The following is a 20272-nucleotide window of genomic DNA, read 5'->3' on the forward strand; positions in this document are numbered from 1 at the left end:
TCCCGCTACAGCGAATCTTCCGCCGCCTATCTCCGAGGCCGCTGCTTTCTGGGAAACAGCCGATCGCGGATGTAGCGCGAGGTCGGCGTCAGGCGGAGGCCCCGCGGCTTCTGCCAGGCGGCGCGGTCGATCTCCTTCTTGTCGCCGATCGCCAGCCTGCCCTTGGCAAACTTGGCGATGAAGATCGCGTCGCTCATCCGGCGGCCGGAACGCTTGTTCTTGGCCGTGACTTCCTTCCACAGGCTGAGCCGGCCGAGCTTGAGCTTCGGCAGCTCTTCCTTGATCTCGCGCCGTAGACAATCCTTGCCGGTCTCGCGCGGTCGCCGCCGCCCGCCGGGGAACATCCACAGGCCGTCGGATCGGCGTCGTACCAGAAGAACCTTGCCGCGCTTCGCGGCGACCAGCTTGGAGGACTTGGGCATGTACTGTGCAATGATCGAAACAGAATCGCCGTCATTTTAATTTGTCTATTTGAGTAGACAAGTTCGATGGCGCATTGTTCCACTGCCTTTGTTGGCTGTTCGCCGACGACGCGGGCGTGACGATTGAGGAGCTTGCGACGGTGCGCGTCCTCTGTCGATCAGGGTATTCATCCCCCAACAGCCCCACGTTGAAGTCGTGACAACTGTCACCCTCGGGGTTCCGGCAGAAGGAACTCGCCGGATCGAGTTCGGCAACCGTGTCCCATGATAAGCGGGTGTACCGCTTGACTCAATGTTCTTGTTTTGTTCTAATTGCCTCCACCGTGAACAGGAGGCCGCCATGGACAACCGTATCAGTGAAATTCGCAGGCAGATCAGGGCGCTGCGCGTCAGCATGCTGGAGGCCGAGGCCATCATGCGCGAGCAGCTCAACCGGGACGAGGATTGCGCCTTCGTGGCCGGAGACCTGCTGAAGATGCGTCTCGTCATGAGCCGTCTGGTCGAGGAGCGCGGCGTCCTTGGCGACCGCGAGCCGATTATCGTGCATGCGAGCGTGGCGCCGCGGCGCCGCACGACGGCACCCGTTTCCATTCGCCCGGGGAGGCCAGCGCTGGTCGCCAGCGAAGCGCGTGCGTGATGACGCGCTCAGGATGCTGCGGCTGCGCGCCGAGTTGCGCGAGCTCGACGCATCCGTGAACCGGCTCAGGCGGGCCGGGCGCGACAGCGCGTCGGCGCAGCTTCTGCTGTCGCGCAAGCGCGCCGAGCTGGAAGACGTGATCTGCCGGAGGAAAGATGAGAGAGCCGCTTCGGTATTTCCACGACAGCGATGATCACGCGCCCTGGATCAAGGCGCTGGCCGAGGTTCGGCACCGGGCAACGCGGGAAGGCTGGTGCTTTCACCACGTGCAGGCGATCATCGTGGCGATCGATCAGTATGCGGAGGCCGCGCTCGGCAACCGCGAATTCTTCCTCAACCGGCCGCAAACCGTCGGCCCGCGCAGGCGAGGCGATGTGCCATAGCACGCCGCCCAGGCAGTTGATGTCATCCGATGACTTGCTTGCGAGTATTGCGTGGGGCAGGGTTGAACGGCCCCGGCGAGATGTCGTGATCGCCGGAGCCGTCCCCGTCCTTGGTGTTTTCTCCCAGAGCGTGGATTATAGTCGGGAAGAAATGGCAATTGGAATGCCCGCTGTATTACGGGTGTGGATTGTGCTCGCCTACGAAATCCCGACGCCTTGTGCGCCGGGGCCGGTCGTTCGTCGCTGGGCTCGGCAGGTTCGCTCGCCGATTGCCGTTCTCGTTTCGGAGACGGACCCCGGCGTTGCAAAATCGAGAGGGGAGAGAAGAAAGGGCCGCGTTTTCGCGGCCCCTCTTTGTGCAATCAATTCGAAATATGAAGCAGGCACCGGATCAACGGGGCTACGTTACGTCATTACCCAACAGCCTTGAAACACCGTTAAATTATGGGTGTGGACGCATCAATGATGGAGACGGCTCGTCCGGCCTGCCGCCTGCGAGCCGTTTCCGGATCACCGACAGCCGGCAGTTCACAGCGGCCTCCGTGCGTCCAAGCTCCTGGGCGATCTCCCGCTGCGTCAGCAGCGTCTCTCTGAGCAACTGCAACAGCCGGTGCTCGTCCTCCGTGGTCCACTGTGCCGGCTTGATCTGCATACCCGTATTCCCGGAAAGATCGATGAAGCATGTTACGCGATCAGCCAAGACGTCCCGATTGAAGGAACCCCATTTTGATCGTGAATGCCAGTTGTAGCTAGGAAAAACCGGCAATTGGAAATCCGGGACAATACGGGGCCCTCCTGACTGAACGGGACGCGAGCAGACCACCGACCAATCCGTCTCGCTCACGCACGACCGACAGTTCTGAGTAGCGAGCGGCCGTCCGTCATGATCTCGTGGCGGCAATGCTCAGGGCAGCACATCGGCCGGATGCTTGTCGCGATGCTCGACATATTCGACGCGAGTCTGGTCCGGATGCAGCACCAGCATGTTGCGGCCGGTCGGGACCGGCTTGGGAGCCTCCAGCACCGTGGCGCCGACGCGGGGGAGGTGGGCGGCGAACGCGTCGACGTCATCGACCAGAAACGTCAGGTGCGTGGCCGTGAACGGCTTCAGGCTCCGCTCGGTCCCGGCAATGAACAGGATCGAGGCGACCTGCGCGAGCCTCAGATCATATTCCGGATAGTCGAAACGAAGGCGCGCCGTCTGGCCGATCAGGGCTTCATGGAAGGCCACGGCCTCATCCAGACCGTCAAGCGGCAGGTAACGTCTCGCCAGGATATTGAGTATCTTCATCGCCAGGTCCTCATCTCATGCGTTGCTGCGGCTGCGATCCGGCTCGGTCAACCGGCGCGACAAGGCGCGCCGCCGCTGGCGCAGCACCGCAATCGCTCGATCGATCTGGTCGAGCTTCTGCTGCATCACTGCGGAGCAGTTCACGCGAGCGCCGCGCCGGCCGCCTTCCAGCGCGCTCAAGAGATTGCGAAGTTCGCGGGTCGAGAACCCCGAAGCGATCAGGTCTCGCACCCACGCGGCCCGTTCGATCTCCGCTGCGGAGTAGATTCGGTAGCCGTTCGAAATCCGCTGCGGCACGATCAGCCCCGCTGCCTCATAGTGCCGAAGCACCCGGGCACTCACGCCAAGATGGCGCGGCGCCTCCTGAATCCTCATCGCGATCTCCTGTCGAGGGTCGGCCTAGCACCTTGTCATTAATGTCAATGTCAAGCGCAGTGGCGGCCGCAGGGGCCAAATGTCCCGGCCTGGCGGTGGCGGCCGGGATGGCCAATCCGGTCCTCGCGACATATCGTGGCGATCCGCGGCCGAATCTGAGGCGGATTGTTCATCGCCGGGTCATATAAATCCGGCCATCGTCAGCGCCGCGCCCGGAGGGCGGCGGCACATTTGCGGAGGAGGTTTCGGATGGTGAGGGGCTGGCTGATTGCGGCATCGGCGTTCGCTGCTGTCGCGATGGTTGCAACGCTGGGCGTTGAGGCGAACGCGGCGCAGTGCGGCAACGGACCTGGCGGCTTCGAATCCTGGAAGGAGCAATTCGCCGGCGAGGCAAGGGCCAAGGGCGTCGGCGGCACGGCGATCGACGCGCTGATGCAGTCGCATTACGCCAGCGCGACGATTGCCGCGGATCGCGGCCAGCGCAGCTTCGGCCTGTCGCTCGAGCAGTTCATGGCCAAGCGGGGCTCTGCGACCATCGTGGCGCGCGGCCGTTCGCTCAAGCAATCGCAGGCGGCGTTGTTCGCCTCGATCCAGCAGCGCTATGGCGTGCCGCCGGGACCGCTGATTGCGATCTGGGGCATGGAAAGCGGCTTCGGCAGCCAGCGCGGCAACCAGAACATGCTGTCGTCGATCGCAACCCTTGCCTATGACTGCCGCCGTCCGGAATTCTTCACCGACCAGCTCTATGCCGCGCTGAAACTGATCGACCGAGGCACGCTCTCGGGAAGCACGCGCGGTTCGATGCATGGTGAGATCGGCCAGACCCAGTTCATGCCGAAAAACGTTCTCGGCTATGGCACCGGCAATCTCGACGTCGCCGCCAACGCGCTGAACTCGACGGCGAACTTCCTGCGGGCCCATGGCTGGCGCGCCGGCGCCGGCTATCAGCCGGGGGAACCCAACTTCGCCGCGATCGAGGCGTGGAACGCCGCAGGGGTCTATCAGAAGGCGATCGCGATCATGGGGCGGCAGATCGACGGCCAATAAGCGCAGGGCCCAAATTCTTCACATCCAGGTTCCTTCACGCCCTGTTAACGCAACGGTGCCCAGATCGTTTGCGGTGAAACGGAGCAAATGGAAACAGGCTCCATGCTCAAGAACGGCACCTATGCGGCGTGGTTTCGAACGTCGCTTGCTGATGGCACCGGCATCGTCCACGTGGCCGATGGCCGGCTGTGGGGCAGCGATGCCATCATGCTCTACAGCGGCACCTATGAGGTCGACGGCGAGCGCTTCTCCGCGGTTCTGACCACAAGGCGGCACTCCGATGGACATGCGACCGTGTTCGGCACCGACGATCTCGTGGTGCGGCTCGAGGGTGTCTTCAGCGGCGCGATCGCGACCTGCACGGGCAGGGCGGATGCCATCCCCGATCTCGCCTTCGAGGTGACGCTGATTCCGAGCCAGGAGGTGACGCCCGAGCCGCCGCCGGATCTGCCGCTGCCGAAGTTCGATCCGAGCAGGCTTCCGAAGCTGTCGAAACGCTCCAGCCGCTGAGCCGAAGCGTTTTCGAGCGAAGTGGCTACCGGTTCGCGTGAAGAAAACGCGTCAAAAAGAATCGAGCACCCCTCTACGCGTCGCTGGGCCCTGCGGTCTCCGGAAACGGCGCGCCGGGGATGTAAACCTTGAGCGCGCGGATCTCGTAGACTGCCGACGGGTTGACGCTGCGTAGGTCGCGCGCCGCTGCGATCGCCGCTGCTTCATCGGCGCAATCGATCACATAGAAGCCGAGCAGCTGTTCCTTGGTCTCCGAGAACGGGCCGTCGATCACCATGCCGTGGCCCGGCCCGCGCAGCGTGCTGGCCTTGCGGGTATCGCCGAGCCGTACGGCCGGGCCGAGCCGGCCCTTCAGCCGTTGATGGACCTCGCGCAGGCCCGTCATCACGGCGGCGTCCTCTTCGGCGGTCCACGATTTGACCTCGGCTTCGACGTGATAGGCCAGGATGGCATAAAGCATCTATGTGCTCCTCATTTCTGATGCGGCAGGCCGAAGGACGTCTCGCGGCAACCCACGCCGACATTTACCTTGTAGCGGACCGGATCGTTTTTGTGGTGCGACAAGGTATCCCGCGAGGCGCCGCTGGCTGCCGCGCTGGCTCCGCTTTTTCGGCCTCTGATTCGATGTCCGCGTTTGGGGCAGGGGGCGCTAATCGCTCAGCCCGGACCGCAAAAAAGGCGCGGCGGAATTGCTTCCGCCGCGCCCCGTTTTTGTTGTCTCGCTGGTCAGGGCTGAGAGCGCCCCGATGCCAGGCTGATTACTCAAAGCCTAGCGGGCGATCCCAGCGAGGTGACAGCGCTTGAGACAAGACACTAGATCACCTCCTTTCTTTGTTGATGGGACTCACAATATAGGCGGCGAATCCGCCGCTGTTAAGGCCGCCGTCCGGCCCATCCGCGCCAGAAACCGACCGGATTTATAGAAATATGCTCCGTTGACCGGGGAATTGGGACGCGAACCGAACCAGTTGAGGCGGCCGTCCGGCCGTGTTAGGTGATCGCCTGACGCGGGTGTAGCTCAATGGTAGAGCAGCAGCCTTCCAAGCTGAATACGAGGGTTCGATTCCCTTCACCCGCTCCAGCCTCCTATTTGGTGCGGCTTCGCCTTGGTGCTTGAGAACCAAAGGGATCACGGGAGTCGGGGAGGGACGCGGCTTTCGAAACGGTCGTCGCACGCCTGAGCGCGCGAGGCGGTTGGCCGTAGATCCGCAGGAAGGCGCGCCGCATGCGGTCCTTGTCTCCAAAGCCGACTTTGCGGGCAACGATGTCGATCGGCTCCGTTCCCTCCTGAATGCGCGGAAGCGCCGCTTCGGCACGCAGCCGCTCCACGACCCGGGCGGGCGTATCTCCGGTCTCCTTCAGAAAAAGGCGGGCAAACTGCCGTGCGCTGATCCGGGCCGCCGCGGCCATGCGGTCGACGGGAAGCGGTTCGTGCAGGTGCTCGCGCGCAAAATTCAATGCATCCCTGACGCGATCGGATGAGGGCTCCAGTTCAAGCAACGTCGAGAACTGCGATTGCCCACCCGATCTGCGATGATAGACCACCATGTCCCTTGCAACGGCCTTCGATACCTCGATCCCGAAATCGTCCTCGATCAACGCGAGCGTCAAATCGATGCCTGACGTGATCCCCGCCGATGTCCAGACGTTGCCATCCCTCACGAATATCTTGTCCGCATCGACGCGCACGCGCGGAAACCGCCTTTGCAACCCGGCGGCATATCTCCAATGCGTCGTAACCGATCGCCCATCGAGCAGGCCGGCGGCGGCCAGCAGGAAGGCTCCCGTGCACACGCTCGCCACGCGCCTCGCCCGCGGCGCCAACTTCCTGATCAGCGCGACGGTGTCGGCATCACCGTCGACGGCGCTGTCGGGGGCGCCTCCCACGATCAAGAGTGTGTCAACGGATCTGCCTCGCGAAGCCTTCAAGGTATGGATCGGCACGCCGGAAGCGCTCGCGATTGTGCCGCCATGGACGGAAATCACCTCGAGCCGATAGGGAGCACGATGAATCTCCGACGCCAGATTGAAGGCGCATAGGGGACCGCTGAGGTCGAGCAACTCGAAGCCCGGGAACACCAGGACCGAAACACGTCGGTTGATCTCCGCGGACATGAGATTCCTTGTAGCGGACCATGCTCACAACCGGCACCTGGTCAGGATGGCAGGATTTGCCGTTTATATGTCATTTCTGACATGAGCATTCTCGGCTAGCTTGCGCCGGATTTCAACGCGAATTCACAAATTCAGGCGAACGAGGTAGCGATGAAGGTACTGGCGCTTGCTTTTCCTGGCTTCACATTCATCGACCTGGCCGGTCCGATGCAGGCCTTCATGATGCTTCCGGGATTCTCCTCGCAGATCGTGTGGCAGGACAAGGGCATCGTCGATTCCGACGCCGGTGTCAGCGTGCAGGCGACGGAGGATTTTGGAAGTTGCTGGAAGGATCCGGACATCCTGTTCGTCCCTGGCAACACACGCTCTCTTTTCAAGCAGCTGCAGGACGACCGGACCCTCGACTTCATCGCCGGTGTCGGTAGTCGCGCCACGTGGATCACAAGCGTGTGCAACGGCTCGCTGTTGCTCGGCGCGGCCGGACTCCTGAAGGGATACAAGGCGGCCTCCTACTGGTACACGCGGGAGCATCTCGCTCTGTTCGGGGCAATTCCGACCGACGCCAGATACGTCATCGACCGCAACCGCGCGACGGGCGGCGGCATGACCGCGGGGATCGATTTCGGCCTTGCGATGATCGGCCAAATCGCCGGAGAGGCCGTCGGCCGCGTCGCCGAGTTGTCATTTGAGTACGCGCCGCGACCTCCTTTCGGAACCGGGCGCCCCGAACTGGCCGATCCTGCAACATTGGCTCACACGACGGAAATCGTGAAGCAGCTGATGCCGGTTCAAGAGTTGGAGGGTGTGAGAGCCCGCTGTTCGACGATGGGACGGCTCTAGGGGCCGTCTCGTCCGGTGCCGTAGTTTGCGGATATTCTGTGGTGTAAACCGTCGTTCTTCAGAAGGATGCGCGTCATGCAGCAAATCTTCATCGAGCTCTATAACTACCGTCCCGCCTGGGCCAAATGCCCGGAAAGCGAGAGAACCGACTTCGTGACGAAAGTGGCCGAGGCGGTCAAAGGTCTGAAGTCCGCCGGTGTCGACGTCGTCGCCTATGGTTTGAACTCTCCTGCGACCGATCGTCGTGCTCCGTACGATTTCTTTTGCGTCTATCGTGTACCGAACGTCGAGTTTCAGCGCGAGTTTGAGCGGCAGGTCGCCGCGTCGGGTTGGTACGAATACTTCGAGCAGGTGAATGTCAGCGGCGACGCCGACGACTTTGAAGCCGTGCTGCTCGGAAATGCCAGGATGGTTCGACCAGCTTCGTCCTGACTTAGGGCTGCGCATCGGTCTCCAGAATAAGCGATTACGGAATAATCGCTCTCAGCTTTCCGAGATCGCGCGATGGACGAGTGCGATGACCTCGTCCGCCTCCTGTTCGGTGCTGTCGAAGCGGGCGACGAACCGGATCACGTCCTGGCCGCGTCGCGCGAATTGCAACCCGTTCGCCGCGAGCCGGTCGATGGCCAAAGCGGGCAGGTTGACGAAAACCAGATTGGCTTCCACCGGGGCAACCAGCCGCACGTCGGGCAGAGCGGCGAGACCCGCTCCGAGGCGGGTGGCTACGGCATTGGCCTTGGCCGCGAGCCGCAGATAAAGGCGATCCTCGATGTAAGCGAGCAGCTGCGCAGCCGCAAAGCGCATCTTTGAGAAGGTCTGGCCGGCACGGCGAAGCCGATAGGACAGGGGTTCGATGAGATCCTGGTCGAACACCACGATCGCATCCGCCGACATCGCCCCGTTCTTGGTCGCCCCGAACGACAGAATGTCGACGCCGGCGCGCCAGGTCATGTCGGCCGGGCTGCAGCCGAGCCGCGCCAGCGCATTGGCGAACCGGGCGCCATCCATGTGCAGCGACAGATTCCTGTCGTGGGCGATTGCTCCAATCTCGGCGATCTCGGCGAGGGGATAGATCGTTCCATACTCGCTGGCCTGGGTGATCGACACCGCATCGGGCTGGGAGCGGTTGCGGACTCCCCAGGCCGCCCGGCCCAGCGCCTCGCGCAGGCTCGACGGCTCGATCCGAAAGTTCCGGCCGGACATGGCGACGAGCTTCGCGCCGCCGGTGAAGGCTTCGGCCGCGCCGCCTTCCGCGGTGTGGATATGCGCTTCTTCGTGACAATAGATGGCGCCATAGGGGCGCACGCAGCTCGCGAGCGACAACGCATTGGCCGCCGTACCGGTCGAGACCGGGAATACGGTGACCTCGGTCTCGAACAGCTCCGAGAAACGCGCATTCAACAACTTCGAATAATCGTCATCGCCGTAAGCGGCGGCCGGGCCGCGATTGGCCTCGGCGATCGCCCGCAGGATCTCGGGGCTGACCGGCGCGACATTGTCGCTGCGGAAATTCGGGAGCGTCGGGGCTGCTTCGTTCATACTGTCCTGTCCTGCCGTCATATCACCGTCGTTTCCTGCTTGTTGATGCGCCGGTTGATCAGAAGCAGCGGGATTGCGGTGACCAGGATGAGCACCGCCGCCGCGGCGGCCGCCAGACCCGCGCCGGTGCCCTCGATCGCATGGTACATCACGACGGTCGTGGTGACCCAGCCGCTCGCATAGAGCACAATGGTCGCGCTCAACTCGGATGCGGCGGTGATCCAGACCAGTACCAGCCCGCCGACAAGGCCGCTCGCCATCAACGGCACTGTCAGGGTCGCGAAGGTTTTGGCCGGCGAGACCCCGAGATTGATCGAGGCTTCCTCGAGCGAGGGATCGAGCTGATGCACGATTGCCGAGGAGGAGCGGATCGCGAACGGCAGCTTGCGGACGACATAGGCGATGACCAGGATCAGCCAGCCGCCCGTCAGAACCAAAGGACCGCTGTTGAACGCGATGATGAGCCCGATCGCCAGGATCGTGCCCGAGACCGCGAACGGCACCATGCCGACGAAGTCGAGCAACCCCGACAGGCGGGAGCGGTGCCGGGCCACGACATAGCCGATCGGAGCACCGATCAGCATGGTGGCGACGGCCGCGATGCTGGCGAGCGTCAGCGTGTTGAGCAGCGGCCGATAGGAGCCCGACAGCAGGGTCGCGTAATTGCCCAATCCGAACTCCCAGGTCAGGACGGGGCCGCGGAAGCGGAGGAGGGAGATCATCAGTACCGCCGCGAAAGGCAGCAGCGAGACGATCACGATGCCCCAACTCACGACCGTGGCCACGAGCCGCAGTCCCGGCGTCAGCGGCAATTTCGCGGGCGCGCTGCGCGCATTGGTCGAGAAACGGCGCTTGCCGAGATAGTGCCGTTGCACGAGAAGCGCGAGCGCCGTGCAGGCGATCAGGAGCACGCTGAGCGCGCCCGCCGCGGCCGGGTTGGCGTCGGATTCGCCGGCGAAGAGCTTGAAGATGTTGACGGCCAGGAACGGCCGGTCCTCCGCCAGCACGGCCGGCACGCCGAAATTCTCCAGCGCCTCAATGAACACCAACAGTCCGCCGGCAAGGATCGCCGGCATCACGATCGGCAGCAGCACGGTGCGGATCACATAGGGCCGTGAACCGCCGAGATTGCGCGCTGCCTCCTCCATCGAGGCGTCGACGGCCTGGAAACCGGCCAGCACGGGCATGACGACGTAGGGATAGAGCGTCAACGTGAACACGATGACGATGCCGGGCACACCATAGATCGAGCCGATCGGGATGCCGATGCCGCGCAATGCGGTGGTGACGACGCCGGCATGGCCGAACAGCAGCACCAGAGCATAGGCGCTGACGAACGAGGGCAGGACCAGCGGCAGGGACGCAAGCGTAAGCAACAGCGCGCGGCCCGGAATGTCGATCCGGGCAAGACAGAAGGCGAGCGGGATGCCGATCGCGCATGCGAAAGCCGTCGCGAGCGCGGCGCAGAACAGACTGTTGCCGATGCTGCCGAGATAGTAGCGGCTCTTCACAATCGCCGCGTAGTTCCCAAGTGTCAGGCCACCCGTGCCGTCGACCCGTATGCTGGCATCCAGAACGAGCGCCAGCGGGTAGAGCAGGAAAACCGCGAGCAGCACCAGGGCCGCCAGCGTCACGATGGTGGCAAAGCGTTTCATGGCGCCGGATACGCCGTGATCTGGGCGGGGTCGTAGGCAAGGGTGAGCGGCGCACCGGGCGCAACATCGAGCGCCTGGCCGCCGAGCGCCGCGATCCGAATCTGGGTGCCGTCCGGCAGGGTTGCGTGGAGACGCTGCATTGGACCGAGAAATTCGCGCAGCGCCAGACGCGCTTGCACACGCGGGCCATCGGAGCCGTCGCCCAGCCGCAAGGCCTCCGGCCTGACCGACAGCAACACCGGTACACCCGGCGTTGCAACTTCGCCTCTGACTGAGAACTCCGTTCCGGCTGCCGCGACATTGGTGTTGCGGCCGTCGAAGGCTCCCGCGATGCCCGGCACCATATTGGTCGAGCCGAGGAACTCGGCGACGAAGGCGGTCTGCGGCATCCGATAGATGCGCTCCGGCGTGTCCACTTGCTCGATCTTGCCGTGACGCAAGACGGCGATGCGGTCGGAGATGGCGAGTGCCTCCTCCTGATCATGCGTCACGTAGATCGCAGTCAGACCGAGCGCCTGCTGCAGCTGTCGGACCTCGATCCGCATTTCGGTGCGCAGCTGCGCGTCGAGATTGGACAGGGGCTCGTCGAACAGCAGCACGGCGGGTTCGATCACGAGCGCGCGGGCGATTGCCACGCGTTGCAGCTGACCACCGGAGAGCTGGTGTGGCGAGCGGGGACCGTAACCTGCAAGGCGCACCCGCTCGAGCGCCTTGTCGACGCGCGATGCGATCTCGGCAGGTGGGACCTTCCTGGCCTTCAGCCCATAGGCCACGTTTTCGGCGACAGTGTGGTTCGGGAAGATCGCGTAGTTCTGAAACACCATGCCGGTGTCGCGGCGATGCGCGGGCAGGGCATCGATGCGCCGGTCGTCGAACGAAATAGAGCCGGATTCGACATCGATGAAGCCGGCGATCATGCGCAGCAGCGTCGTCTTCCCGCAGCCCGAAGGCCCAAGCAGCGTGAACAGCTCGCCATGCCTGATGTCGAGCGAGATGTCGTCCACGGCCCGCACCGCGCCGAAGGTGCGGGTCAGGTTTTCAATCCGGATCCTGGTCATCGGATCAGCGCGTGTTCTGGATCGTGGTCTTCAGCCGCGCGAGCGTATCGCGCCGGGCTGCTTCCCATTTGACGTCGTCATAGGGCAGCACCTTGATCGCCGAGAAGGGCAGCATCCCGGGTGCGACTGCCTCGAGTTCGATATCCTGACGGGCAGGGCGCCGGAACGTCGCCTTCAGCAACATCTCCTGGACGTCCTTGCTGGCCAGATAGTCGACCAGCCGTTTGGCAGGCTCGGGGTTCGGTCCGCCTTTCAGGACGGCCGCGCCCTCGACGCCCGCATATGTGCCCTCGGCCGGATAGGCGACGCTCACTGGCGCACCATTATGGGCCCACAGGAAGCCGGCATATTCGAGGGTGATGCCAAGCGGATATTCGCCGCTGCCAATCCCGTCGAACAGCTGGGTCGAGCGGTTGAGCACCTTCGCATTGGCAAGCAGCCCGTCCATCTTGGTCCAGGCTGCGTCATCATCGCCCCACAGCGAGAGCAGCGTGGTCGCGGCCGCATATGAGAATCCGGAATTGGCCGGGTCGGTAAAGGCGAGCTTGCCCTTCCATTTCGGATCGAGGAGGTCGGCCCAGGATTTGGGCCCGCTGGCCTTGTCGATCGCCTTGGTGTTCTGGCCGATCACAACCACCTGGATGTTGGTGCCGAGCCAAAGGTCGTTTGGGTCACGGAATTGGGCCGGAACGGCGTCGCGGTCCTTGGCTGGGTAAGCCTGAAGGTGCGGGCTCGCCAGCCGCAGCAGCGTCGCACTGACACCCCAGATCACGTCGCCCTGCGGATTGGCGGCCTCGGAGGCGACGCGGCGCACCAGCACACCTGATCCGGTCGAGACCACGTCGACTTTAATTCCTGTCGCCTTGGCGAAGCCTTCGGCGACAAGCTTGTTCACGGTGTCGTCGTTAGCCGAATAGAGCACGACGCTCTGCTGGGCCGAGGCCAGCCCGGCCGCGAACAGCGATGCCGCGAGCGTCACGACTCGGGCGAGGATGGAGGCAGGAGATCTCATCGTGGTTCGCCCTTGCAGGTTCAGCGGTTGCTCATGTGGTTGCGGCGAGGTACTCGGTGGCCGCCTTGAGCCCGGCGCCGTGTTCGATCGGCAGGCCGAGCTTCGTGAGCGCGTCCTCGAGATGCAGAAGGTCGGTCAGGATGGTCCCCGCGCTCAAAGCACCCATCGTGCCAAACCGGATGACGCGGCCGGAGAGACGGTTTCGGGCGCCTGCGATCACCGTGCGGTGATCCTGGTAGAGCTGTCGCACGATGGCTCCGCCTTCGTGCCCGTCGGGGACCTTGAAGACCACGACCGTGCTCGAGCGCGGCTCTTCGCGGCAAAAATCTGCAAGCCCGAGCGCCGCGCCGCCGGCGCGCAGCGCGCCCGAAAGCTTCTTGTGGCGCGCGAGTACATTGGGGAAGCCTTCCTCATGCATCATCGTCAAGGCCTCACGCAGGCCATAGATATGGCTGACCGGCGCCGTGAACGGGGTCTCGTTCTGCTCCGCGGATTTCAGCGCGCGACGGAAATCCCAATAGAACACGGATCGCCCTTCGTCCTGCCCGATCACGCGCCACGCCTTGGCGCTGACGCTGGCAAGTGCGAGGCCGGGTGGGCACATCAAGGCCTTTTGCGAGGCCGAGACCACGATGTCGACGCCCCATTCGTCCTGCCGAATCTCGATGCCGCCGAGACCGCTGACGGAATCTGCGATGAGCAGCGTTGGCCGGTCGCGCATAAGCGCGCCGAGCGCCGCGAGATCGGCCACGATCCCGGTCGAGCTCTCATTGTGCACGACGACGACGGCGCGATAGGTGTGCTCGCGCAACCGAGCTTCCACCGCGGCGACATCGATCGGCTGGCCCCACTCGATCGCGACCGTGTCGACGGTGATGTTCATGGCCTTGGCGATCGTGGTGAAACGCTCACCGAATTGACCATGCTCGATCACGAGGATCCGGCTGCCCGGTCCGGCCACGTTGACGAGCGCGGCCTCCATGACGCCTGTTCCGGAGCTGGCAAAGAACAGCACGTGGTTGGTCGTGCCAAGAATCGGTCGGATCATCTCCTCCGCCTCGCCAATCGCAGTCCGGCATTCCGGCCCGCGATGGTTGACCATCACCCGAGCCATCGCCTGCCGCACCCTCTCGGGCACTTCGGTTGGACCGGGAAGCCTGAGACGGTAGCCCGTCGAGGCGATGGCGGAACGAGTATCTGTGGTGGTCATAGTTTGAAGTCACCGTTCTGACGCATGTAGGGAACGAGGCCGCCCGCGCGCAGGATCGCCAGCATGATCGGCGGCAGCGGCTCCGGGCTGAGCGTTTCGCCGCTGCGTTCGTTGCGGATCGCGCCGCTGCCGTCGGAGACCAGGATGTCGCCCTCGCGAATCCCGCCGGTATCGCAGACCAGCGGCAGCAGGCCGTTGTTGATCGCGTTGCGGTAGTAGGTGCGCGAGAAGCTTCGCGCCATCACTGCTGGAATGCCGGCTCCGAGCACCGTCGTGACCGCGACCTCCATCGCCGAGCCGCAACCGAAATTCTTGCCGGCGACCAGAATGTCTCCGGGCTGCACTGAGGCCGCGAAAGCGGGGTCGACATGCTCGAACAGGAATTGCCTGAGAACGGCGGGGTCGAGGCTCTCCCGCTTGCGGGTCGAGCTGATGATGGAGTCGGTGTTGACGTCGTCGCCAACCAGTCGCGCGCGTCCTCGCAAAACAGTCATCGCGACACCTTGCGCGGATCGGTCACGACACCGCGTGTCGCGGCGGCTGCGCAGGCAGCCGGGGAGGCGAGGTAGATCGATGCCTTAGCGTTGCCCATGCGGCCCTTGAAGTTGCGGTTGGCGGTCGAGATCACCGAAACTCCGTCTCCGGGGATCACCCCGCAGGTCCCGCAGCAGGAGCCGCAACCCGGCTCGACCAACGTCGCGCCGAAGCCGACCAGGGCTTCGAGTGTGCCATCGGCCGCCATGGCGTCGTGGACCTCGCGCGATGCCGGCGTGACCACGAGCTGCACGCCGGGCGCTACGCCTCCACCCGCCTCGAGCACCGCGAGAGCTTGATGGAAGTCGCGTAACCTGCCGCCAGTGCAGGTGCCGAGATAGACCATCTGCACCGGCGTGCCGGCCGCATCCTCGAGCGCCACCACCTGATCCACCAGATGCGGCAACGCAATCTGTGGCGCGAGCGCGTCGAGCGCGATCTCCACGGTTCGGCTGTAGCGCGCATCCGGATCCGCTGCGACCGGCTCGAAAGCCTGGCCGGTGCGGCCCTGCAGATAGGCGACGGTTTCCGCATCGGCCGGGAAGATGCCGGTCTTCGCTCCCATCTCGACCGCCAGATTGCTCAAGACGAGGCGGTCCTCCAGCGTGAGCGAGGCGATACCTGGGCCCGCGAATTCGAGTGCCTGATAGGCGGCACCGTCAGCGCCGAGCATGCCCGCGAGCGCCAGTGCGATATCCTTCGCATAGACGCCGCTCGGCAGTTGTCCGGTCAGAACGACGCGGATCGAAGCCGGCACGCGCAACCAGATCCGGCCGCACAGCATGATGGCGGCGAGATCGGACGAGCCGATCCCGGTCGCAAAGCAATTCAGCGCCCCGTATGTCACGGCATGGCTGTCGGCTCCAACGACCAGACCGCCCGGCAGCGCGCGGCCCGTCTCGACGATGAGCTGGTGGCCGATGCCTTCGCCGGCCTCATGTAATGTGACGCCGAACCGCTTGGCGAAGTCTCGCATCACGCGATGCAGTTCGATCGTCTGCGGACTCGTCGGCGGCACGTAATGGTCGAGTGCGAACACCAGTCGGGTGGGTTCGCGCACGCTCTCCCCGCCCATCGCCTTGAAATAGTCGAGCGCCATCGGAACCGAACCGTCGGTGCCGAGCGCGCAATCGACCTCGCAGACGACGAGGTCCCCGGCGCGGGCATCCTGCCCGGATTTTCGAGCGAGGATCTTCTCGGAGATCGTGCGCCCGGCCATCGCTAGACCTCTGGCATCTCGCAGCCGAGACGGCGGAGCGAGGCATCGACCCAGCTACGATCGAGCGTACCGGCTTCGATCGCCGCCATTTGCTTGGCCTCGGCAGTCTGCTTGGCTTCAGCAGCCTCGATCACCGCTCGGCAATCGTCGACGGCGACGGCCAGCACGCCATCATCGTCGCCCAGCATCAAATCGCCGGACTGGATGACGATGCCGCCGATCGCGATCGGTCCGTTGATCTCGCCCGGACCGTCCTTGTACGGACCGCGATGGGTGACGCCCGCCGCGAACACGGGAAGCGGGTTTGCCCGGATCGCGCCGGCATCGCGGATCGCGCCATGGATAACGATACCGGCGACGCCGCGCCGGGCCGCCTGCGCGAGCATCATCTCGCCGAAGATTGCGTTGCTGAGGTCGCCACCCGCGTCGACCACGATGACGTCGCCGGTAACCGCCAAGTCGAGCGCCTTGTGGACCATCAGATTGTCGCCGGGGCGGGTCTTCACGGTCAGAGCGGGACCGGCCATGCCGCCAGCCGCATGCATCGGCCGGAGCGAGGCGCCGCCCGAGGCCATGCGTGACATCACATCACTGATATTGGCGACCGGAAGGACACGTGCCCGCTCGACCCATTCGCCCGCGACGACCCGCGTGCGGGAAAGGATCCTGAACCCTACGGCCATGCTGAACCCCATTGAAAATGGAACGCCGTTACGCATAGTGTAATGGCAACGCGCCGAGGTCAACCCGGAATCGGCGAGACGGGGGATTTCGATGCCCAAGACGCAGGGGGTCGCCGCCGTGCAACGCGCGCTGGCGATCCTGGATACCTTCGCTGGAGCCGGGTCGCGCAGCCTGGCCGACATCGCCAGGATCACGGGTCTGGCGAAGCCGACCGTAATGCGCTCGCTGGTGTCGCTGGATGAAGCCGGCTACGTCGTTCGCCTCAGCGACGGCCGCTACGCGCTCGGTGCAAAGACTTTCCAGCTCGGCACCACCTATCGGGCCAATTTCAATCTCGAACAGCACGTGCTGCCGGTGCTGCAGCGGCTAAGCCAGGAGACGTTGGAGAGCACTGCGTTCCATGTGCGCGAGCGCGATAGCCGGCTCTGCCTGTTTCGGGTGGATTCGCCCCAGCTCGTGCGCGACGTCGCGCGGCCGACAAATCTTGCGCCGCTCGATTTGACCTCGACGGGACAGGTGCTGCGGACCGCCCGTTTTGCGGATCGCACGAATAGCGGTGTGCATGTGTTCGTCAGTTCGGGAGTCTACGACGCCGTGACGGCCTCGCTCTCCACCGCCGTCTTCGGACACGACGGCGCGCTGATGGGGGCGATGACGGTGAGCGGCCCCATCGAACGTATCCGCCGGACCGACCTGCAGGCGCTGGCGTCCCGCCTCACCGACGCATCGCATCAGCTCTCGCTTGTGCTCGGGGCGCCATTGCCCCGGGAGGTGGGCGCGCTGCGGATCATCAGCCTGCCATCGGCCGAAACAGTCTCTCCGTAATGCCGCTGGTCGGGTCGAACCTGACGGCGCGGGTTGGAGCTCACTCAGTTTTCACGAGCGATCCGATTGGTTGTGAGGGCGGACGAGATTGTCCGCCCAGGCCGCTGCGATGTGCGTCAATGCGAGGTCCTGTTTGCTGTCGAGCAGCAGCTCGAGCACGCGCGGCGGCGTCAGCGGCAATTCCTGGACGCGCTTTCCCGTCGCGTTTGCCACCGCACATGCCACGGCCGCGCCGACATTCAGGATCGGGACCTCGCCCGCGCCCTTGGTGCCGAGAGGCCCGATCGACGGCGCGCCCTCGTAGAGGCTGATCTCGACCGGGACGACGTCCTGCGCCAGCGGCACGCGGTAGGTCTCGAAGCCGTTCTGGCAGACCCGGCCGTTGGCGCCGATCGTCACCTCCTCGTGCAGGGCGTAGCCAAGTCCCTGCACGACGCCGCCCTGGATCTGGCCGTGGATCGCGCGCGGGTTCAGTGCGCGGCCGACATCCTGGACGACGCGATAGGCGAGCACCTCGACATGGCCGGTCTCCGGGTCGACCGCGACCTCGCAGTCATGGACGGCGAAGATCGGGATATCGATCGCGCCGATGAAGTGACCGGCAACGCATCCCGGCATCGCCTGCACGCCGGCTCCGGTGAAGGCGCCGGTGCCGGAGATCGGACCGATCTGCGCCTGGGCGCGCGCCGCGACCTCGGCGATGGTGCGGCCGGACCCCGGCGCGCCGGCGATCTCGATCCGTCCCTGGCGTATCACGAGGTCTTCAGGCGCCGCCTCGATCAAGTCGGAGGCGACCTTGAGCAGCTTGGTGCGAACCTCCTGCGCGGCCGACAGGCTCGCGGCGCCGAGCGAGACCGTGGTGCGGCCGCCGCCCACGCCGACATCATAGCCGGCGGCGTCGGTGTCGGCGGCGCGCACGATCACGGTTTCGGGGGCAATGCCGAGGGTGCTGGCAACGATCTGGGGCAGGCTCTGCATCATCGAGCCCGAACCGATCTCGACGCCCGACGTCACCAGCGTCGCCGTGCCATCGGCATTCATGTTCACGGTCGCCGCCGACGGGCCGACAAAGACGAACCAGGTGCCGACCGTGGTGGCGCGGCCGAACAGCCGGCCATCCGCAAGCGTGCGCGGCGCTGCGGCCGCATCCCGCAGCGTGTCCATCCGCTGCAGCATCGGCCCGAGCACGCTGCCCTCGAACACCTGACCGGTGGCGCCGAGATCGCCGTCGCCGAGCACGTTGCGGCGGCGGAAAGCAAGGGGATCCATGCCGATCCGCGCCGCGATCTCGTCGGTGTGCCGCTCCAGCGCGAAGGTGTTGTAGACACCGTTGCAGCAGCGGAACGCGCCGTTCGGCGCGGTGTTGGTGTAGACCGCACGCGACACCAGCCGCACCGAACCGAGCCGGTAGTTGCCGCCGAGTGTGTGCGCGGTCATGGTGGTGAGGAAGATTTGTTCGCCGCCATATGCTCCGCAGTCCATCAGCACGACGGCTTCGCGCCCGACGATCTCGCCGTCGCGCGTCACGGCCGACCGGATGCGGATCTCGGCATTCTCGCGGAACAAGCAGGTCAGCATTTCCTCCTCGCGCGAATTGACCAGACGTACCGGCCGTCCGCTGGCGCGGGCGAGCAGGGCGGCGAATGGTTCGATCGCGAGGTCGAATTTGAGGCCGAAGCCGCCACCGACCGGCGGCACCGTGACCCGCACCTGCGATGGAGCAACACCCAACAATCGCGCGGTTGCATTGCGGACGGTCCATGGGACCTGGGTCGACGTCTCGATGTGGAAACGGCCGTCCTCATAGTCGGCGACGACTGCGCGCGGCTCGAAGGCGACGTGGTTCTGGCGTCCGACGCGGAACGTGCTTTCGACGATCTCGACGTCCGGCCGAGCGAAGGCGCCATCGACATCGCCGCGGACCACGGTCGCCTCCCAGGCGACGTTGCCCGCGCGTGCGCCGCCTTCGAGCAGGATCTCATGCTCGTGCCAATCGGGGTGAACGAGCGCCGCTTCGGGTGCGAGCGCCTCGGCCATGCTGAGCACGGCCGGCAGCGGCGCGATCTCGACCTCGATCGCAGCCAGCGCGGCCTGCGCCTGGGCAAGCGTGCCGGCGGCAACCGCGGCCAGCGGCTCGCCGTCGTAGCGGATCACCTCGCGCGCGAATAATGGGTGGTCGGCGATGCCGATGCCGATCTTGCCGGGCGCGTCGGCAGCCGTCACGACGGCGCGCACGCCGGGCATGCGCGCTGCTTTAGCGGTGTCGAGGCGAACGATCCTTCCTGCCGGAACGCTGGCGCGCAGCACCGCCGCGTGCAGCATGCCGGGCAAGTAACGATCGATGGTATAGCGCGTGCGGCCGCGCAGCTTGTCGCTTGCATCGCGGCGCCGGAGATCCATGGTCGCTGAAACATCGGCCATCGCTGCGCCTCCCATCAAGTCGCCGCGAGCGCCAGCACGGCGGCGTCGATAATCCGCTCATATCCGGTACAACGGCAGATGTTGCCGGTCAGCGCCGCGCGGATGTCGTCGCGCGTTGCGCCTGATGTGGTCGTCAGAAGATGCGTCAGGGTCACCACCATGCCGGGAAAGCACATGCCGCATTGAACTGCATCGCAGGTCTCGAGCGCCTGCTGGATCGGGTTGAGCGCACCACCGCCGGCGAGGCCTTCGACCGTGCGGATCTCGCGATCCGCTGCGAGCGCCACCGGCATCAGGCATGAGGGCGCGGGCTTGCCGTCGACCAACACCATGCAGGCGCCGCAGAAACCTTCGCGGCAGACCGGCTTGGCGCCGGTCAGGTGAAACTCCTCGCGCAGGACGTCGACGAGAGGCGTGACGGGATCGGCGGTCGAGGCGAGGCGATCGCCGTTGACGCTCAGGGTGAAGACCATGCCTGCTGCCTCCCTTATCTCG

24 protein-coding genes and 1 tRNA gene are annotated in these 20272 nt (G+C 65.0%); 9 read left to right on the top strand and 16 right to left on the bottom strand.

Annotated features, from left to right (window positions below; genetic code table 11):
* Window positions 1–26 precede the first annotated feature (26 nt).
* The gene (locus K359_RS0115845; protein WP_029080223.1) at window positions 27–422 is read right to left on the bottom strand and encodes an NUDIX hydrolase; all 396 of its coding nucleotides are present in this window, start codon (window positions 420–422) and stop codon (window positions 27–29) included.
* A gap of 340 nt (window positions 423–762) precedes the next feature.
* Here K359_RS0115845 and K359_RS0115850 point away from each other — a divergent pair, with 340 nt between their 5' ends.
* From K359_RS0115850 to K359_RS0115855, 3 genes are read left to right on the top strand one after another with little or no spacing between them, the layout of a single operon-like run.
* Complete coding sequence (locus tag K359_RS0115850; RefSeq protein ID WP_029080224.1) at window positions 763–1059, top strand: hypothetical protein; 297 nt, start codon at window positions 763–765, stop codon at window positions 1057–1059.
* 13 nt (window positions 1060–1072) lie between these two features.
* Window positions 1073–1252: a hypothetical protein gene (locus K359_RS58855; RefSeq protein WP_084518414.1), complete on the top strand. Its 180-nt coding sequence runs from the start codon at window positions 1073–1075 to the stop codon at window positions 1250–1252.
* Window positions 1215–1442 carry a hypothetical protein gene (locus tag K359_RS0115855; protein WP_029080225.1) on the top strand — a complete coding sequence of 76 codons (228 nt, stop codon included), beginning with the start codon at window positions 1215–1217 and terminating at the stop codon, window positions 1440–1442. Before K359_RS58855 ends, K359_RS0115855 begins: the two co-directional genes overlap by 38 nt.
* A 442-nt stretch (window positions 1443–1884) precedes the next feature.
* Here K359_RS0115855 and K359_RS0115860 read toward each other — a convergent pair whose 3' ends face one another.
* The 3 genes from K359_RS0115860 to K359_RS52100 all read right to left on the bottom strand — a co-directional run bounded on the left by K359_RS0115860 (window position 1885) and on the right by K359_RS52100 (window position 3108).
* Window positions 1885–2094 carry a hypothetical protein gene (locus tag K359_RS0115860; RefSeq protein ID WP_029080226.1) on the bottom strand — a complete coding sequence of 70 codons (210 nt, stop codon included), beginning with the start codon at window positions 2092–2094 and terminating at the stop codon, window positions 1885–1887.
* 252 nt (window positions 2095–2346) lie between these two features.
* Window positions 2347–2733, bottom strand: coding sequence for a VOC family protein (locus K359_RS0115865; RefSeq protein ID WP_029080227.1), 387 nt, complete (start codon window positions 2731–2733; stop codon window positions 2347–2349).
* A 15-nt stretch (window positions 2734–2748) separates the two neighbouring features.
* Window positions 2749–3108, bottom strand: a complete 360-nt coding sequence (locus K359_RS52100; RefSeq protein ID WP_035976643.1) for a MerR family transcriptional regulator — start codon at window positions 3106–3108, stop codon at window positions 2749–2751.
* Window positions 3109–3357: 249 nt separating this feature from the next.
* On the opposite strand from K359_RS52100, the gene K359_RS0115875 reads away from it, so the two are divergent.
* Both K359_RS0115875 and K359_RS0115880 read left to right on the top strand, forming a co-directional pair.
* Window positions 3358–4155: a lytic transglycosylase domain-containing protein gene (locus tag K359_RS0115875; RefSeq protein ID WP_029080228.1), complete on the top strand. Its 798-nt coding sequence runs from the start codon at window positions 3358–3360 to the stop codon at window positions 4153–4155.
* 87 nt (window positions 4156–4242) lie between these two features.
* The gene (locus tag K359_RS0115880; RefSeq protein ID WP_084518404.1) at window positions 4243–4665 is read left to right on the top strand and encodes a hypothetical protein; all 423 of its coding nucleotides are present in this window, start codon (window positions 4243–4245) and stop codon (window positions 4663–4665) included.
* Between the two features lie 73 nt (window positions 4666–4738).
* Here K359_RS0115880 and K359_RS0115885 read toward each other — a convergent pair whose 3' ends face one another.
* Entirely contained in the window at window positions 4739–5125 is a 387-nt protein-coding gene (locus tag K359_RS0115885; RefSeq protein ID WP_029080230.1) for a YciI family protein, read from the bottom strand.
* A gap of 547 nt (window positions 5126–5672) precedes the next feature.
* On the opposite strand from K359_RS0115885, the gene K359_RS0115890 reads away from it, so the two are divergent.
* A tRNA-Gly gene (locus K359_RS0115890) sits at window positions 5673–5746 on the top strand.
* 5 nt (window positions 5747–5751) lie between these two features.
* Here K359_RS0115890 and K359_RS52105 read toward each other — a convergent pair.
* Window positions 5752–6780 carry a GlxA family transcriptional regulator gene (locus K359_RS52105; RefSeq protein ID WP_051346147.1) on the bottom strand — a complete coding sequence of 343 codons (1029 nt, stop codon included), beginning with the start codon at window positions 6778–6780 and terminating at the stop codon, window positions 5752–5754.
* A 150-nt stretch (window positions 6781–6930) separates the two neighbouring features.
* On the opposite strand from K359_RS52105, the gene K359_RS52110 reads away from it, so the two are divergent.
* Both K359_RS52110 and K359_RS0115905 read left to right on the top strand, forming a co-directional pair.
* Window positions 6931–7620 carry a DJ-1/PfpI family protein gene (locus tag K359_RS52110; protein ID WP_035976644.1) on the top strand — a complete coding sequence of 230 codons (690 nt, stop codon included), beginning with the start codon at window positions 6931–6933 and terminating at the stop codon, window positions 7618–7620.
* Window positions 7621–7695: 75 nt separating this feature from the next.
* Window positions 7696–8052, top strand: coding sequence for a DUF6616 family protein (locus K359_RS0115905; RefSeq protein ID WP_156928514.1), 357 nt, complete (start codon window positions 7696–7698; stop codon window positions 8050–8052).
* Window positions 8053–8103: 51 nt separating this feature from the next.
* Here K359_RS0115905 and K359_RS0115910 read toward each other — a convergent pair whose 3' ends face one another.
* Genes K359_RS0115910 through K359_RS0115945 form a run of 8 tightly spaced genes read right to left on the bottom strand, consistent with a single transcriptional unit; the run spans window position 8104 to window position 16530 of the window.
* Window positions 8104–9159, bottom strand: coding sequence for a low specificity L-threonine aldolase (locus K359_RS0115910; protein WP_029080232.1), 1056 nt, complete (start codon window positions 9157–9159; stop codon window positions 8104–8106).
* A gap of 17 nt (window positions 9160–9176) precedes the next feature.
* Window positions 9177–10814: an iron ABC transporter permease gene (locus tag K359_RS0115915; protein ID WP_029080233.1), complete on the bottom strand. Its 1638-nt coding sequence runs from the start codon at window positions 10812–10814 to the stop codon at window positions 9177–9179.
* Window positions 10811–11872, bottom strand: coding sequence for an ABC transporter ATP-binding protein (locus K359_RS0115920; RefSeq protein ID WP_029080234.1), 1062 nt, complete (start codon window positions 11870–11872; stop codon window positions 10811–10813). Before K359_RS0115920 ends, K359_RS0115915 begins: the two co-directional genes overlap by 4 nt.
* Window positions 11873–11876: 4 nt before the next feature.
* Window positions 11877–12884: an extracellular solute-binding protein gene (locus K359_RS52115; RefSeq protein ID WP_084518405.1), complete on the bottom strand. Its 1008-nt coding sequence runs from the start codon at window positions 12882–12884 to the stop codon at window positions 11877–11879.
* Between the two features lie 31 nt (window positions 12885–12915).
* Entirely contained in the window at window positions 12916–14094 is a 1179-nt protein-coding gene (locus K359_RS0115930; RefSeq protein WP_063618932.1) for an alanine--glyoxylate aminotransferase family protein, read from the bottom strand.
* Window positions 14091–14588, bottom strand: a complete 498-nt coding sequence (locus K359_RS0115935; protein ID WP_029080236.1) for an alpha-IPM isomerase — start codon at window positions 14586–14588, stop codon at window positions 14091–14093. The genes K359_RS0115930 and K359_RS0115935 overlap by 4 nt, the downstream gene beginning before the upstream one ends.
* Complete coding sequence (locus tag K359_RS0115940) at window positions 14585–15847, bottom strand: aconitase/3-isopropylmalate dehydratase large subunit family protein (protein ID WP_029080237.1); 1263 nt, start codon at window positions 15845–15847, stop codon at window positions 14585–14587. The genes K359_RS0115935 and K359_RS0115940 overlap by 4 nt, the downstream gene beginning before the upstream one ends.
* A gap of 2 nt (window positions 15848–15849) precedes the next feature.
* Window positions 15850–16530, bottom strand: a complete 681-nt coding sequence (locus K359_RS0115945; protein WP_029080238.1) for an RraA family protein — start codon at window positions 16528–16530, stop codon at window positions 15850–15852.
* Between the two features lie 91 nt (window positions 16531–16621).
* Between K359_RS0115945 and K359_RS52120 the strand changes: the two genes are divergently transcribed.
* Window positions 16622–17356, top strand: a complete 735-nt coding sequence (locus K359_RS52120; RefSeq protein ID WP_051346150.1) for an IclR family transcriptional regulator — start codon at window positions 16622–16624, stop codon at window positions 17354–17356.
* 51 nt (window positions 17357–17407) lie between these two features.
* Here K359_RS52120 and K359_RS0115955 read toward each other — a convergent pair whose 3' ends face one another.
* Together K359_RS0115955 and K359_RS0115960 are read right to left on the bottom strand one after the other, a co-directional pair.
* Window positions 17408–19777 (bottom strand): xanthine dehydrogenase family protein molybdopterin-binding subunit, encoded by a 2370-nt coding sequence (locus tag K359_RS0115955; protein ID WP_029080239.1) that lies wholly within the window; start codon window positions 19775–19777, stop codon window positions 17408–17410.
* Window positions 19778–19791: 14 nt separating this feature from the next.
* Window positions 19792–20250: a (2Fe-2S)-binding protein gene (locus K359_RS0115960; RefSeq protein WP_029080240.1), complete on the bottom strand. Its 459-nt coding sequence runs from the start codon at window positions 20248–20250 to the stop codon at window positions 19792–19794.
* Between the last annotated feature and the right edge of the window lie 22 nt (window positions 20251–20272).

The sequence above is a fragment of the Bradyrhizobium sp. th-b2 genome, assembly GCF_000426785.1.
Lineage (GTDB): Bacteria > Pseudomonadota > Alphaproteobacteria > Rhizobiales > Xanthobacteraceae > Bradyrhizobium > Bradyrhizobium septentrionale.

Coding starts and splice junctions, on each gene's coding strand:
- K359_RS0115845 (WP_029080223.1), bottom strand. CDS start 422: ATGCCCAAGTCCTCCAAGCTGGTCGCCGCGAAGCGCGGCAAGGTTCTT.
- K359_RS0115850 (WP_029080224.1), top strand. CDS start 763: ATGGACAACCGTATCAGTGAAATTCGCAGGCAGATCAGGGCGCTGCGC.
- K359_RS58855 (WP_084518414.1), top strand. CDS start 1,073: ATGCTGCGGCTGCGCGCCGAGTTGCGCGAGCTCGACGCATCCGTGAAC.
- K359_RS0115855 (WP_029080225.1), top strand. CDS start 1,215: ATGAGAGAGCCGCTTCGGTATTTCCACGACAGCGATGATCACGCGCCC.
- K359_RS0115860 (WP_029080226.1), bottom strand. CDS start 2,094: ATGCAGATCAAGCCGGCACAGTGGACCACGGAGGACGAGCACCGGCTG.
- K359_RS0115865 (WP_029080227.1), bottom strand. CDS start 2,733: ATGAAGATACTCAATATCCTGGCGAGACGTTACCTGCCGCTTGACGGT.
- K359_RS52100 (WP_035976643.1), bottom strand. CDS start 3,108: ATGAGGATTCAGGAGGCGCCGCGCCATCTTGGCGTGAGTGCCCGGGTG.
- K359_RS0115875 (WP_029080228.1), top strand. CDS start 3,358: ATGGTGAGGGGCTGGCTGATTGCGGCATCGGCGTTCGCTGCTGTCGCG.
- K359_RS0115880 (WP_084518404.1), top strand. CDS start 4,243: ATGGAAACAGGCTCCATGCTCAAGAACGGCACCTATGCGGCGTGGTTT.
- K359_RS0115885 (WP_029080230.1), bottom strand. CDS start 5,125: ATGCTTTATGCCATCCTGGCCTATCACGTCGAAGCCGAGGTCAAATCG.
- K359_RS52105 (WP_051346147.1), bottom strand. CDS start 6,780: ATGTCCGCGGAGATCAACCGACGTGTTTCGGTCCTGGTGTTCCCGGGC.
- K359_RS52110 (WP_035976644.1), top strand. CDS start 6,931: ATGAAGGTACTGGCGCTTGCTTTTCCTGGCTTCACATTCATCGACCTG.
- K359_RS0115905 (WP_156928514.1), top strand. CDS start 7,696: ATGCAGCAAATCTTCATCGAGCTCTATAACTACCGTCCCGCCTGGGCC.
- K359_RS0115910 (WP_029080232.1), bottom strand. CDS start 9,159: ATGAACGAAGCAGCCCCGACGCTCCCGAATTTCCGCAGCGACAATGTC.
- K359_RS0115915 (WP_029080233.1), bottom strand. CDS start 10,814: ATGAAACGCTTTGCCACCATCGTGACGCTGGCGGCCCTGGTGCTGCTC.
- K359_RS0115920 (WP_029080234.1), bottom strand. CDS start 11,872: ATGACCAGGATCCGGATTGAAAACCTGACCCGCACCTTCGGCGCGGTG.
- K359_RS52115 (WP_084518405.1), bottom strand. CDS start 12,884: ATGAGATCTCCTGCCTCCATCCTCGCCCGAGTCGTGACGCTCGCGGCA.
- K359_RS0115930 (WP_063618932.1), bottom strand. CDS start 14,094: ATGACCACCACAGATACTCGTTCCGCCATCGCCTCGACGGGCTACCGT.
- K359_RS0115935 (WP_029080236.1), bottom strand. CDS start 14,588: ATGACTGTTTTGCGAGGACGCGCGCGACTGGTTGGCGACGACGTCAAC.
- K359_RS0115940 (WP_029080237.1), bottom strand. CDS start 15,847: ATGGCCGGGCGCACGATCTCCGAGAAGATCCTCGCTCGAAAATCCGGG.
- K359_RS0115945 (WP_029080238.1), bottom strand. CDS start 16,530: ATGGCCGTAGGGTTCAGGATCCTTTCCCGCACGCGGGTCGTCGCGGGC.
- K359_RS52120 (WP_051346150.1), top strand. CDS start 16,622: ATGCCCAAGACGCAGGGGGTCGCCGCCGTGCAACGCGCGCTGGCGATC.
- K359_RS0115955 (WP_029080239.1), bottom strand. CDS start 19,777: ATGGCCGATGTTTCAGCGACCATGGATCTCCGGCGCCGCGATGCAAGC.
- K359_RS0115960 (WP_029080240.1), bottom strand. CDS start 20,250: ATGGTCTTCACCCTGAGCGTCAACGGCGATCGCCTCGCCTCGACCGCC.